The sequence below is a fragment of the Psychroflexus planctonicus genome (genome assembly GCF_014640195.1).
Taxonomy (GTDB): domain Bacteria; phylum Bacteroidota; class Bacteroidia; order Flavobacteriales; family Flavobacteriaceae; genus Psychroflexus; species Psychroflexus planctonicus.
In genome coordinates this window covers 83,475-98,444 of record NZ_BMGM01000013.1, presented here as the reverse complement: position 1 = coordinate 98,444, position 14,970 = coordinate 83,475, and the positions used below count along the sequence as shown (strand labels likewise).

General features: G+C 33.7%; 7 protein-coding genes and 1 pseudogene. All 8 read left to right on the top strand.

Going from position 1 to position 14,970, the window contains the following annotated elements:
- Positions 1-109 precede the first annotated feature (109 nt).
- A pseudogene (locus IEV72_RS13000) lies at positions 110-1,048 on the top strand (IS3 family transposase); the annotation flags it as partial.
- A gap of 264 nt (positions 1,049-1,312) precedes the next feature.
- Positions 1,313-4,603: a helicase-related protein gene (locus IEV72_RS12995; RefSeq protein WP_188459554.1), complete on the top strand. Its 3,291-nt coding sequence runs from the start codon at positions 1,313-1,315 to the stop codon at positions 4,601-4,603.
- Between the two features lie 6 nt (positions 4,604-4,609).
- Positions 4,610-7,876 (top strand): Eco57I restriction-modification methylase domain-containing protein, encoded by a 3,267-nt coding sequence (locus tag IEV72_RS12990; RefSeq protein ID WP_188459553.1) that lies wholly within the window; start codon positions 4,610-4,612, stop codon positions 7,874-7,876.
- Positions 7,877-7,904: 28 nt separating this feature from the next.
- Positions 7,905-9,248, top strand: a complete 1,344-nt coding sequence (locus tag IEV72_RS12985; RefSeq protein ID WP_188459552.1) for an ATP-binding protein — start codon at positions 7,905-7,907, stop codon at positions 9,246-9,248.
- A gap of 435 nt (positions 9,249-9,683) precedes the next feature.
- Entirely contained in the window at positions 9,684-10,328 is a 645-nt protein-coding gene (locus IEV72_RS12980) for a hypothetical protein (protein ID WP_188459551.1), read from the top strand.
- A 7-nt stretch (positions 10,329-10,335) separates the two neighbouring features.
- Entirely contained in the window at positions 10,336-13,278 is a 2,943-nt protein-coding gene (locus tag IEV72_RS12975) for a DUF8426 domain-containing protein (RefSeq protein WP_188459550.1), read from the top strand.
- Between the two features lie 6 nt (positions 13,279-13,284).
- Positions 13,285-14,568, top strand: a complete 1,284-nt coding sequence (locus IEV72_RS12970) for an McrC family protein (RefSeq protein ID WP_188459549.1) — start codon at positions 13,285-13,287, stop codon at positions 14,566-14,568.
- Positions 14,555-14,770, top strand: coding sequence for a hypothetical protein (locus IEV72_RS12965; protein WP_188459548.1), 216 nt, complete (start codon positions 14,555-14,557; stop codon positions 14,768-14,770). The genes IEV72_RS12970 and IEV72_RS12965 overlap by 14 nt, the downstream gene beginning before the upstream one ends.
- Positions 14,771-14,970 lie beyond the last annotated feature (200 nt).

Genomic DNA, 14,970 nt, shown 5'->3' with positions numbered 1-14,970 from the left:
ATATTGACTATCTAGAAAAGATGATAGAGTTAGCTAAACAGGAATATGATATCGACATCAAAAAAAACTCAAACACCCCACACTCTGGTGGTTCCAAGACCACAAAGAAGAACTAAATTATAGTCTCAATGCGCTTTATCGTTGTTTGAATATTAGTAAGCAAGCTGTTTTTCAAGCAAGACAAAGACAACTAAATTTTGACACCGAACTTATGGAATCAATTAGTCAAGCAGATATAATGCGAAAAGATCACCCAGGTTGTGGGGTAGAGAAAATGTACAAAACACTCAAACCTAAATATATGGGTAGAGACAAGTTTTGCGAGATTTTTATGGACTTAGGTTATCGTATACGAACTATTAAAAACTACAGGAGAACAACTACACCAACACATTTAAAGTATCCAAATTTAATTGAAGGAATGATGGTTACAAGACCCAGTCAAGTACTTCAAAGTGACATTACTTATTTTGATATTGAAGATGAATTTTATTATTTAGTTTTCATAATAGATGTCTACACTAGAGAGATAATAGGCTATAATGTAAGCAATAACATGCGTAAAGAGAGTAACATAAAAGCTTTGAAGATGGCTTTAAAACAGATAAACCCTTCTGATAGAAGGAACATGATTCATCACTCAGACCGTGGTTCTCAATATGGAAGTGATGCTTACAAAAAAATGCTTAAAAATGCTGGTATAAAACTAAGTATGGGATTAATAGCTCAAGATAATGCCTTTGCAGAGCGAGTGAATGGCACTATAAAAAACGAGTATTTAAAGCTATGGCATATCAATAACCTTAAAACTTTAGAAGCTAAAACAAAGAAAGCAGTAGAACACTACAATACCAAAAGACAGCATGATAGTCTAAAAGGAAAAACACCAAAAGAGTTTAAAAATTATTTTTTAAGTTTGAATACCCAAAAAAGACCGAAGGTGATTATTTATGCCGATGGTAATTATAAAGTCAAGGTGGCATTGAGCCACCATGACTTTAACCCAAAAGAAGAGCCTCAGGCTCATAATTGTCCGATAGAATTATGAAAAAAGTAAATTAGTATATTAACCAAAACGGTCAATGCTATTTAGGGAAGTTCAAACAGCCAACAGCTAAATACTAATAGCCAAAAACTAACACCCCAAATTAAATTTCCCCATTTTGCATTAATTTCATACATTTATAAACAAAACTAGTCCAACAAACAAATTAAATTTTATGAACAGTCAGATCATAACACAATTTGTCCTTTAATGAGCATAATTCCAATCACATAATTATATCTTTATTTAAAACAACCAACACCATACATGTCCACAAAATTTTTCACCAACCAAGATAAAAATACACTATTTAATAAGTTTAAAGGCGTATTTGATAACAACAAAGATATTGAGTACTTCGATGCTTTGGTGGGCTACTTTAGAGCATCAGGTTACTTCAAAATTAGACCACTTTTAAACGATGTACCAAATATTAGAATCTTAGTCGGAATTAATGTTGATCAAATTTTAGCTAAATATCAATCCAAAGGTTTGCTATTTCAAGGGGACGCTAACCAAACCTTAAAAGAGTTTCTCGCTGAAACTAAAAAGGACATTCAGCAATCTCAATATTCAGCTGACATTGAAAATGGTATTCTTCAATTTATCGAAGACATCTGTACCAAGAAAATTGAAGTAAAGGCACACCCTTCAAAAAAGTTGCACGCCAAAATATATATATTCAAACCAGAAAATTGGAGCGAGCACAAAACGGGTTCGGTTATTACAGGTTCATCGAACCTGACTGATGCTGGTTTAGGTAGTGGTAATGAAGCTGACTTCAACTACGAGTTTAATGTTAAACTACAAGATTATGAAGACGTAAAGTTTGCTAGTGAAGAGTTTGAAAGGCTTTGGATGGAAGGAATCAGTATTTTACCAGTCGAAATTCAACGCATCAAAAAAGAAACTTATCTAAATGATGAATTTACTCCTTTCGAAATCTACATGAAGTTTCTAATTGAGTATTTTGGTAAAAGCGTTGAATTCGACCCGAATTCTATTACTGATTTACCGGATGGCTTCAAGCGTTTATCTTATCAAGTAGATGCGGTTAATCAAGGTTTTCAACTTTTACAAGACCACAACGGTTTCTTCTTGAGCGATGTGGTTGGTTTAGGAAAGACAGTAGTAGGTACGCTTATTGCTAAAAAGTTCTTTTATGCTAACGATTTTCCAAGTCATATTTCAAATATACTTGTAATAGTACCACCAGCTTTAAAACCGAACTGGGTAGAAACCTTAGATAAATTCGGTTTACAGAATTACAAAATCATTACCAACGGTAGTTTACACAAACTCACCAATGCCAAAAAATACGATTTAATTATTGTAGATGAAGCACATAAATTTAGAAACGACAGTGCAGAAGCTTATAACGAGCTTCAAAAAATCTGTAAAACATCCACAAACAGAAGGCTAACCAATGGCGGTTATGCCCGTAAAAAAGTAATGCTGATTTCGGCTACGCCACTAAACAATCGACCTGCGGATATCGCCAACCAAATTTATCTTTTTCAAGATTCAAAAGACAGTACCCTAGAAGTTTCTAACCTACAGCACTTCTTCAGAAAACGCATCGATGTGTACGATAAGCTGAAAAAGGAAACTGACATTAAACTCGTACAAGAAAAAGTAAAAGAAATCTACGCAGATATTAGAGAAAAAGTCATTAAACCACTTACCATTAGGCGTACACGTACCGACTTAAAAGTACATGACATGTACGCCGAAGATTTAAAGCAACAAGACATCGTTTTTCCTGACATCGAAAAACCGAGAAAAATATTCTATAAGCTCGACGAGCAGTTAGATGAATTGTACGACCAAACCATGCACTTACTAAGTCATAAAACAGAAGGCATTCAGTACTACCGATACCAAGCTATTAAATACCTAAAACAACCGAAACGAAGCAAATATAAAAACGCAGATGTGGCTTCTTCAGCCTTAAAAAAGTTGATGCGAACGCTTTTGGTAAAACGAATAGACAGTAGCTTTTATGCTTTTAAAAAGTCATTACAACGCTTTACAGATGCTACCGAAGTCATGTTGAAAATGTTTGAAAATGAACGGATTTACATTGCTCCAAACATCAATGTAAACGAATTGCTCATGGATGATAGAGAAGATGAACTCATCGAAAAAATATCCAACCTTAAGCTAACCGACCCAAGCATCACCATTTGTGAACCTGATGATTTTGAAGATGAATACTTAGAAGGTTTAAAAGCAGATTTTGCCATTTTAAAATCGCTAAATCAACAATGGCAAAAAGTAGAACAAGACCCTAAATTTGATGAGTTTTTGTATCGCTTACAAAAGGAATTATTCGATAAAAAAATCAATCACAGCAAGAAATTAGTGGTTTTCTCTGAAGCCAAAGACACTACAGATTATATCAAAGCAAAATTAGACGAAGCGGGAATTAAGGATGTACTAGAAGTAACTAGTAAAAACAGAGACAAGGTGGAAGGCATTGTTAAAGAAAATTTTGATGCCAACATCCCTAGAAACGAATACAAAAGCAAGTACAACATTATTATTGCAACCGAAGTACTGGCTGAAGGCATCAACCTTCACCGCTCTAATGTGATTGTCAACTACGATACGCCGTGGAACTCAACTCGATTAATGCAACGCATTGGTAGAGTAAATAGGATTGGTTCGGTAGCATCGCATATTTATATCTACAATTTTTATCCTACCCTAAAGGTGAATGATGATATTGAATTGGAAAAAAGAGCCATCATGAAGCTTCAGGCTTTTCACTCGGCTTTGGGCGAAGACAGCGAAATCTATTCACCAGATGAAGAAACTCAAACCTTTGGTTTGTTTGATCAAGATGTCGATGAGCAAAAAGATGAAAAACTCGCTTTTTTAATGGAACTTAGAAAGTTTAAAGCAGAAAGCCCGGAAGAGTTTAGGCGCATCAAAAATATGCCGATAAGAGCACGTGTAGGCAGGAACAGAAAAATACTAAGCCATACCAGTATTTGTTTTATGCGAAACCACAGAAGAGATGCTTTTTATTGGGTAAAACCAGACCTAAAGATTGAAGAATTATCCTTTGTAGAAACTGCTCACGAATTTAAAACCGACCCACCCGAAAAAGCAATCAATTTGCCAGAATTCCATCATGAACACGTGCAGTTGGCCCACAAAGATTTTGAAGAGCAAATCATGAAAGACATTACCGCCGCTCAAGTAGTTGACACAACGCAAGGTCCCAACGAAAAAAGAGCCTTGGCTTACCTTGATAAATTTATGGTCATCCCTTTTGTTACTGATGCCGAAAAAGAAAAAATAAAAGCTGCCAAAACGGCCATTAAAATGGGAAAATTCCAAAAACTTCAACGGGAAGTCAACAAACTTAAACGCGACACCAACAAAGTGAAATTAAAACCGGTGGAGTTGGTAGATGCACTTTTAAGAATTATTGATAATTATCCATTAGCCAGCCTGATGCAAGAAAATAATCCCGCCATAAGTGTCAAATCATTTGACCATTATAAGCCGGAAATCATTATCTCCCAATCCTTCGACTATAAAAAATAAAATCCTATGGAAATTAAAGAACTGAAAAAGCTACTTCAACAGCCGTATAAAACAGATAACTGGAAAGAATTACTTTCGCATGTCTTTGATCATGTTCAATTTTTAAGCGTTCCCCAAATTGTACCTAATGATGACGACCGTATAAAAGAACTAAAACAATACGGTACCGTTCAATTATCTGATAATAAAAACCTGGCGCTATTTGAGCTAACATTGAACGATAACGTTAACTTAATTCGCAACCGAGTAGGTCTAAACGAAGTGGTGAAAAAGTACATCGATCAGGATAGCTTCCATGGTATTTTATCGGTTTTTGAACAAGGTAAAGAAGACTATAGGTTTACCTTCACTGCACGCGACACAGAATTTGATGAAGACGAAGGCTTTATTGATAAAGACACCGACACCAAACGCTTTACCTATATTTTGGGTAAAAATGAAAGCTGTAGAACGGCTGCAGAACGCTTTGACCAACTCAGTAAAATTGAAGAGAAAAACTTAAAAGCAGTTGAAGATGCCTTTAACGTAGAAAAACTCAGCAAAAGCTTTTTTAACGACTATGTCAAGGAATTTGACAAACTCGTGGCTTATATCAAAAGTAAACCTACCTACTATCAAGCCGTATTTGAAAAAGAAGAAAGCGCCGCTAGAAATTACGTAAAAAAATTCATGGGGCGATTGGTGTTCCTTAAGTTTATTCAGAAAAAAGGCTGGTTAGGCGTTCCTGTGGAAGAAAAAGGCTGGAAAAATGGCGACTTTAATTTCCTAGAAAATCAATACAAAAATTGTGAAACCAAAAGCTTGTTTGTAAGCCAGTTTTTAAATCCACTCTTTTATGAAGCTTTAAATGTTGGCAACAGAAAAAATGACGAATTCCAGCAACGTGGCTACAAAATACCTTACTTAAGCGGTGGCTTATTTGAAAATGAAAACCCAAAAGACAACCGAGTTGATTTTGATGAACAAGAGCTCAATAGTTTATTCGATTTTTTTGAACGTTATAATTTTACCATCGATGAAAACGATGTTAACGACAAAGAAGTAGGAATTGACCCTGAAATGCTGGGCCATATTTTTGAAAACCTACTAGAAGATAACAAAGACAAAGGCGCGTTTTATACCCCAAAGGAAATTGTACGCTACATGTGCCAAGAATCCTTAAAAGAGTACCTAAAAACCTATTTAGAGAAAGCCAAACAATGGCCGGAAGATACCCAACAAGCAGAAGAACTCCACAACCAACTTAGCGCTTTTGTAGAAAAAAAAGAGACGGCTAAAATGTCGCGTTACGATGTGGCCATGGCCACCGCTTTACGAGATGTAAAAATTTGCGACCCTGCCATTGGCTCCGGAGCTTTCCCTATGGGTTTACTCAACGAAATTTTTATGTTGATCAAGGAGCTTCACCACGAAAGCCCCGACACCGTTGGCGACATTTGGAAGATGAAAGGCAAAACCTTTGAAGCCAATACCGTAAAGCTAAACATCATTCAAAACTCCATTTATGGAGTAGATATAGAGCCGGGTGCTGTAGATATAGCACGATTGCGTTTTTGGCTTTCCTTGATTATTGAAGAAGACGAACCCAAACCCTTGCCCCACTTAGATTATAAAATTGTAGTGGGCAACTCACTGGTAAGCAAACTAGACGATACCATTATAGACATTGATTGGGAGCTAACCGAAAACACGTCACAAACCAATATATTTGGTAACGAACACCTAGAAAGACGCAAAGAAATTCTCAACCAAATTACCGCTAAACAAAAAGAAGTTTTTAAACCCAATAGCCAAGAAGAGCAACTCAGCCTAGAAATACGAAACTTAAAAATAGACCTGATTAGCAACCAATTGGAATTGATGATAAAAACCGACGGCTTAGAAACCCCACCCAACCCAAGAGATAAAAAACAAAAACAACGCACCGAAAAATGGTTACAAACCAAAGCTTGGAAAAACCAAATTAACAAACTCACTCGGCTTAAAAAAACAGAAAACGACTTAGACTTTTTTGATTGGAAACTAGACTTTCCAGAAGTTATGAATCCTGAAATTAACGCTGAACCAGGTTTTGATATTGTGATAGGAAATCCGCCGTATATTGATTCTGAATCAATGATTAATTCAGGAATGGAATCTGATAGATCTTTTTTAACTGAAAAACTTGAATCTTGCAAGGGTAATTGGGATATCTACATTGCTTTTTTTGATATTGCTTTTAATATGCTTAACAGAAATGGTAATTTAATATATATAACTCCTGATAAATGGCTCTCAAGAACTTTCGGTAGCTCTTTAAGACAAAATTTGTTGAATAATTTTTTAAGTGTTTTAGAGTCAGGTAGAAAAGTTTTTAAAACAGCAAAAGTTGACAGCATAATAACACATGTTTCAAAATTATCAACACAATATTTGGTACTTAAAGGATATGAAAATAAAAAATTTGTTATCAAAAACACTTTTTCAAAAGATAAAATAAGTAAACCTTATGCATTGGACTGGTTGTTTTCAAATCAACTAAATATCATTTACAAGCTTGAGAGACCAAACTTTAAGATGTCTGATTTTTTTGAAATCGAAAGTGCTTGTGCAACATCGGATGCTTATTTATTGAAAGAGATTTTATTTGATTTAGATTTAGAATCTGATTTTGATTCAACAAAACATTATAAGGTAATTAATACAGGTACATGTGATAAATATCTATATAAATGGGGAGTTAAAGAAATGAAATATCTTAAAGATAAATATTTATACCCCGTTGTATTAAAAGATGATTTCAATAAAATTTTTAAAAATTCATATTTAGACAAAACAGGAAAAACTAAGTTAATTACAAAAGGGTTGACACTTTTAGATACAAGTTATGATAAAGAAGGTAATATCATACCAGGAAAAAGTACAATTGTAACTTCATGCAAAAATGAATCTGAATCTAAAATTGAATTTGCATTAGGCTTATTAAACAGTAAAGTCGCACTTTTTTACATAAAAGAAAAGTATAGTGGCTCTAGTTACAATACGGGAATAAATTTTAATAAAGTTATGTTTCAAAATTTATTTGTACCGGACTGTATTAATCATGATAAGGTAATTAATGAAGTGAATTTAGTTTTAAATACATGTATTGACAGTGTAAGTGAAGAATATTTGAATAAAATTGATGATATTTTTTACAAACTTTACGACCTAACCTATGAAGAAGCCTTAATTGTAGAGCCTGAGTTGGCGGAGCGTTTAAGCAAAGAAGCGTATAATGCCCTAGAGATTTAAGCTTATAAGCAAAAGCAACTTAAACTAAATGACCAAAGAAGCCCAAAACATAGAGTGGAAAGAAACCTGGCATAATTCATATTTGAAGTGGATATGTGGTTTTGCTAATGCGCAAGGCGGTACCTTGTGTATTGGCAAAGATGATGATGGCTATATAAAGCACGTGGCAAAAGCCAAGAAACTTTTGGAAGATATTCCTAATCAGGTAAGAGACCTTTTAGGCTTGATGGTAGATGTGAATCTACATACGGAAGATGGAAAGGATTATTTAGAAATTGTGGTAGAACCCTATCCTTTCCCAATAAGTTTGAGAGGCAAATACTATTACCGCTCCGGGAGCACACTACAAGAATTGAAGGGAGCTGCTTTAGCAAAATTTTTGTTGCAGCGCCAAGGTAAAAAATGGGATGGCGTACCGGTGCCTTATCTTACCGCAGAAGACCTTAAAAATAGCAGCTTTGATTTTTTCCGCAAAAAAGCCGCTAAAAGCAAACGATTAGAACCTGAAGATTTAGAAGGTACCAACCAAGAATTGTTAGAAAGTTTGCAACTGTATCTGGAAGATGAAAAAATGATGAAACGTGCTGCCGTTTTGCTTTTTCACCCGAAACCAGAAAAGTATGTGACAGGCGCTTTTATTAAAATCGGTTTTTTTGAAAACGAAGCAGATTTGATGTATCAAGATGAAGCTCACGGCAATGTGTTTGAGCAGATAGAACAAACCATGGATTTGCTTTTTACCAAATACATCAAAGCCATAATTACCTATGAAGGCATTTCACGAGTAGAAACTTACGAATATCCTAAAGAAGCCATAAGAGAAGCTTTACTTAATGCAATAGCTCATAAAGATTATTCGGGGGGCGCGCCTATACAAATCAAGGTGTACAAAGACCGAATACTGATTTGGAACGATGGGCAATTACCCGAAAATTGGACGGTAAATAATTTATTAAAGAAACACGCTTCAAAGCCTTATAACCCAGATATTGCTAACACCCTATTCAGGAGCGGTTATATTGAATCTTGGGGAAGAGGCATTGAGAAAATGATGAATTACTGTTTGGAAGCTGGAATTCCCGCACCCACCTATTTCTTTGAAGCTTCTGACTTTTTGGTTGAGTTTAGAAAGGATATTTACAATGAAGAAAATTTGATGAGTTTGGGTTTAAATAAAAGGCAGGTTAAAGCAATGCTTTACACAAAAGAAAAGGGGAAAATTACAAACAGCGATTATCAAGAGTTGAATGCGATATCAAAATCTACCTCAACTAGAGATTTATCAAATTTAGTAGATAAAGGGCTGATTAAAGTTAAAGGTAGTGGTAAAAGAGATATTCATTATGTATTGAACCATAAAAACCTTAAATGAGTTCTAATTGAACCAAATGAACCAAAAATGAACCAAAATTTTTTAAAAAATATTCGTTTACAAAACTAACAATGGTAAATTACTGAAGTGTAAAAGAAAATAGAAAAAGACATTTATTAAGTAATCAAATCCTAAATGTCGTACAAATTTTTGTTTGACTTAAATAAATAGATTAATGGACGCACAAAGGGCTCAAATATGCCAAAGTAAACATACGGAAAGCTGTAATTACTATGTTTATAAGTATATTATGGTTTTTATAAAGGACTCACAAAGGGCTCAATGATGTTTAAAAGTTAAGACTTAATAATTTGATAAATGCAATACTTGGCAATAAAGAACCTAATAAAAGAAACACACAAGTAAGATTATCCTACTTAGAATGAAATGATTTAGTGTATTACTGCTATCCATTGAAAGCAATAACATGAACAGATGAAAAATTACGAAATTACATTTAAAAATGGCTTAATAATAGATAAAAAAACAGGCAAGCGTCTTCATCTAAAACCTTTTGAAACCTACTATCTCCAAGGTGATGATGATAGTTTTCTTTTGGATGATTATGTAAAAGATGATTATGAACCACTCAATAGTGAAGAAAAATTAGAGTTTCTTCAAAATAAATACAAGAAATTTGAGCTAGCACCTTTAGCACCAAATGGTACAAAACTTATATTCAGAATTGGTCTAGGGAAGAGAAGCCAGGAAGATACTGCAAGTGAATATCTTTTTGAAGCCATTATACAGGAAGATTTATATATTAAAAATAAATTTAAAAGTAACTCATGGTCTTTGTGCGATTGTGTATGTAAATGCACAGAATTATTAGAAGGTGATTTGGGTTTTCCTTTTCAGGCTATTGAAGCTAACTCTTTAAGCGAATTATTTGCCAATGTAGTGAGCACCTATTTCAACAAGAAACGCTCTACAGCCTGCAATGCTTTTAAAACTTATTACATATTGCCTAAAGACAAAGCACCTTCATTAGCCTGGTATAAAAATGCGAAAGGTTCAAATCTCGATACAAAAAGAAAAGCCATTAAAATAAAGCAAAAACTTAATACGATAAGAAAATAAACACAGCATGGTATTTCAACCCGATAAAATCAAAAGAGAACACATTCTTAAAGCCATAAAAAGTATTAAGGACGGAAACCAAAATGTCAAAGCTTCAACAAAATATGATATAATTTTTGAAGGGAACACCTACCCGCCAAAAGAAGTAATGCGATTAGCACATCAATTTGCAACTGGCGAATACGTATGGAAAAAAAGCGGTGGTGAACCAACTAATAGTTACATCAGAGCACTTGGATTTGAAGTTATAAACAAAGGAAAAGAAGAAAAACAAAACACCAACTACTGGATTTTTCAAGGCAATCCCGAAATATTTGATTTTGAAACTGCATTATCAGAAAACTCTTTAAATAACTTTACAGTCTCTGCCCATAAGAATAACATTAAAATTGGTAATAAAGTCATCATCTGGTTATCTGGTAAAAATGCAGGTTGTTATGCATTGGCTGAAGTAACATCAGAACCATCCGTAAATCAAGATAGCAAAGATGATGTACATTGGAAGGTAGAAAACAAAAACCAGCTAAAAGCAGGCATACAAGTAACCCATAACCTAATCAACAGCCCTGTGTTATGGGAAAGCATAAAAAAACATCCTGATTTTACGGCATTTAAAGCAGGAAACCAAGGTTCAAACTTTCGTGCAACCCAAAAAGAATACAACAGCATCCTAGTTATGGCAAATCAAAATCAATATACCTGGGTACAAACCCATAAAGACATAGTACAGTTTTTAAAAACACAAAAAGAGAACCAACTCGGCTTAATCGACCTATTACAATCAATAGGTATTGATCCATTTAACGACCAAGATGTGGGCGGGAAACAAATACCGTTGCAGGAAATAGACCCCTTTACTTTTTTTGCTTACATCTACAAATATGGGGGTGTAAAACGATTAAAGCTACTGCAAAAATTAGCTGAAAAGTTAAGCGCTCATTACCCTACAGATGAAAAAGGAATTCCATCGGCTAATGCACAGAAAGTATGGTTTTTCCCTTATAAAGACATTCGCCAAAACAACGAAGTTGAAAAATTATGGGAGTTCTTTTTTAGCGCATTAGATCATTCCATTACCAATGAATTATTTGCTGAGGTTCTACAAATTAAAAATGTAGGGCTAACGAAAATAACAGAAGGTCTGTTTTACATCATGCCAGAAGAGTACTTTCCTGTGAATGGTCCTACTCGCCCTTTTTTAGAACATAAGTTTAGCATTGATCCAAAATTCAAAAACTACACAGAATACAAAGCCATTTTAGAGCAACTTAAAGCAAAATCAAACAAGCCATTTTACCAATTATCCTACGAAGCATGGCATTGGAATGATCATTTTCAGAATTCAGAAGTTTCACCTAATAATACAAACACTATGCAAACACCACTTAATCAGTTGTTTTTTGGCCCACCGGGTACTGGAAAAACCTATTCAACCATTGCTGAAGCCGTAAAAATTATAGACCAAGCTTTTTATGAAGCAAATAAAAATGACAGAGATGCTTTAGTAAAAAGATATAGAGAGTCTATCATTACCGATTGGGAGAATACCAAAGGCCAAATTGCCTTTTGCACCTTTCATCAATCCTTTACTTACGAAGATTTTGTAGAAGGCATAAAACCAAAAACCACACAAGAGAAAAACATTTATTACGATGTAGAACCAGGAATCTTCAAACGCATTTGCGACTTAGCCCAGAGCAGTAAAAGTTCTAACAAAGTAAAAACCGAAGGAAAATTCAATTGGTCTCACAGTGATTTTAGAAATGCATTTTTCTATAAAATTAGTTTAGGAGAAGCCAACAATCCACAAGACAAAGAGATTTTTGAATTCTGTAAAGAAAATGGATACATAGCCATTGGTTTTGGTGGTGCAATAGATTATGTGGGCAAATCAGAATCAGAAATTAAAGAACTCTGTAAGGATAACGACCCCAACGATTCTGCTGGAAGTCAATTGAGTGCATTTATTCATGGGTTATCCGTTGGTGATTATGTAATTGTAAGCAAAGGAAATTCTTATGTTAGAGCCATTGGAAAAGTGGTAGGAGAATATGAATATCATGACGATTTTCCTATCGATTACAACCATTTTAGAAAAGTAGAATGGGTTATGATAGATAATGTGATTCCCGTAAAAGATTTGTATTACAAAAAATTTAGCCAACGTAGCATCTACAAACTTAACCACAATGAAATACGAGAAGACTTCTTTGTGCAAGAAAATGATACGCTGCTGTATAAAGAAGACATAGAAGAAAACATAAAGCCTTATGTCATTATTATTGATGAAATAAATCGTGGGAATGTGTCTTCCATTTTTGGAGAATTAATTACGCTTATAGAGCCAGACAAAAGAGCTGGAGCAAGTGAAGAGTTAAAAGTTATTTTACCCTACTCTAAAGAAGAGTTTAGTGTACCAGATAATGTGTACATCATTGGCACTATGAACACCGCAGACCGTTCTATAGAAGCGTTAGACAGTGCGTTAAGAAGAAGATTCAATTTTAAGGAAATTAATCCTAAACCCAATAAAATAGATGAACTTCTGGAAGATAAAGCTACTTGGAAATCAATTCGTCTCTCAGATGTTTTAACAAAAATAAACAACCGAATAACCTTGCTAATTGATAAAGACCATCAAATAGGTCATTCCTATTTTCTTAAATTAAAAGATACCACTAGTGCAGATTATGTAGCAGTTTTAAAAAATATTTTCAAATCTAATATCATACCCTTATTACAAGAATACTTCTTTAACGACTACATTAAAATTGGTATGGTTTTAGGTACAGGGTTCATTCAAATTAAAGACCAAGAAGAAAGCCCATTTGCAGAAATAGAAAATACTTTAGAAGACGACTACAGCGACACTAAAGATTTCATGTTTATAGATTTAGATCAATTAAACGACGAAGAATTTGAAGAAGCCTTGATGCGTTTGTTAAACTAAAAAATAATGAGCAATTCCTTACGTTTTTTTGAATTTCAGAAAATTGCCTATAAAGGGAAATGGCAAAATACGTTGTTTACAGAAGACCTTCATAAAGCTTTTGAAGCTTATTATACCAAAAATCCAGACACTCCTTTTTTTGAATTGATTCCGTATGGAGTAAGATTCAAACAATATGTAGGAGCCATCCAAATAGGTAAAACTACCATTGAAGTACTTCCAAAAATAGGTAAAGAAGGGAATGAAGAAACCTGGCAAAAAGTATTGATAGACATGCTAAAAACCTGTCACTTACTAACTGCAAAACAAACAGGAGATGCACACCTAAAATTAAAATCAAATTCCATTTTAGATTTGTACTTCGAAATGTACATTCTTGAATTAGAAAACCTATTGCACAAAGGTTTAATTAAAAAATACAAACCCAATAGCGGTCAACAAAAAGCTTTAAAAGGAGCTTTAAAATTCTCTAAGCATCTGAGTAAGAATATAGTTCATAAAGAACGTTTCTACTTAAATTATACTGAATATACCAAAAATCATTTATTGCATCAAATTCTTTTTGTAGCCCTAAAAGTAGTTAACCATATCTCATCAAGCCCTTTGCTAAAGGATAGAATTGGTAGAATTCAATTGCTATTCCCAGAAGTAAATTCATTAAAAACAAATAAAAATCACTTTACCAAAATAGCCAATTCAAGAAAGCATAAACCCTATGAAAAAGCCATTAGCATAGCGGAGCTAATTCTATTGAACTACAGACCCGACATCAAATCAGGCAATCGAGATTTACTCGCACTAATGTTTGATATGAATATGTTATGGGAAGAATATGTGTTTAGATTGTTAAAGAAAATACACTCCAAAGAATACAGAATTCTAAGTCAACAAAAAAAATTGTTTTGGCATAAAAATCAGAAAATAAAACCAGATATAGTTATGGTGGAAAAATCATCAAACAAAACCTTTGTTATTGATACAAAATGGAAAGTTCTTCAAAAAAACAGACCGAGTGACGATGATTTAAAACAAATGTACGTGTACAACCATCATTGGTCAGCATACAAAAGTATTCTTCTGTATCCTAAATCAAAGCTACAGCAATCTGTAGAAGGTAATTTTGCCTTACCAATGCAGAATCAAACCCACACATGTCAATTACTATTTGTGGATGTGTTAGAAAATAATCAACTAAATAAAAACATAACCAATCAAGTTATTGAAGCTCTAGAAATAGAAGATAAAAGTCAAACTAAATTACCTAAGAAAAACTATAATGAAAGAATTTAAAAAAGGAGAATTTGAAAGCTTTGCATTTAATGGGCTTTTTGAATCTAATAACAAAACATACCTTAGTCTATCTAAATATGATAAGCATACGTTTAGAGCTACAGCCTATGATTATCAATCAGAATGGGAAGAATCCAACTTGCCAGAAATAGTTAAATGTTACGTAGCAGATGTAGATTATAGGGGGTTACCACGCTGTTAGAATAATATACGATGGCTTTGAAGATGTAAACCTATTTGAAATCGAAAAAGAGTATTACATCCTATCACAAAAGCTTCAAGAAATCAAAATACAAAAAAACCTTTTGAAAAGTATGTTTCTATTTCATCAAAAAAATAATGAAGTAGAAGATGTACTTCAGCAATTAAGGTAAATTGAAAAAAGAATAAATAAAATTCAAG

Bases quoted from the DNA above. Each gene is read 5' to 3' on its own strand.
- IEV72_RS12965 (WP_188459548.1), top strand. From the start codon at position 14,555: ATGAAAGAATTTAAAAAAGGAGAATTTGAAAGCTTTGCATTTAATGGG.
- IEV72_RS12980 (WP_188459551.1), top strand. From the start codon at position 9,684: ATGAAAAATTACGAAATTACATTTAAAAATGGCTTAATAATAGATAAA.
- IEV72_RS12970 (WP_188459549.1), top strand. From the start codon at position 13,285: ATGAGCAATTCCTTACGTTTTTTTGAATTTCAGAAAATTGCCTATAAA.
- IEV72_RS12975 (WP_188459550.1), top strand. From the start codon at position 10,336: ATGGTATTTCAACCCGATAAAATCAAAAGAGAACACATTCTTAAAGCC.
- IEV72_RS12985 (WP_188459552.1), top strand. From the start codon at position 7,905: ATGACCAAAGAAGCCCAAAACATAGAGTGGAAAGAAACCTGGCATAAT.
- IEV72_RS12990 (WP_188459553.1), top strand. From the start codon at position 4,610: ATGGAAATTAAAGAACTGAAAAAGCTACTTCAACAGCCGTATAAAACA.
- IEV72_RS12995 (WP_188459554.1), top strand. From the start codon at position 1,313: ATGTCCACAAAATTTTTCACCAACCAAGATAAAAATACACTATTTAAT.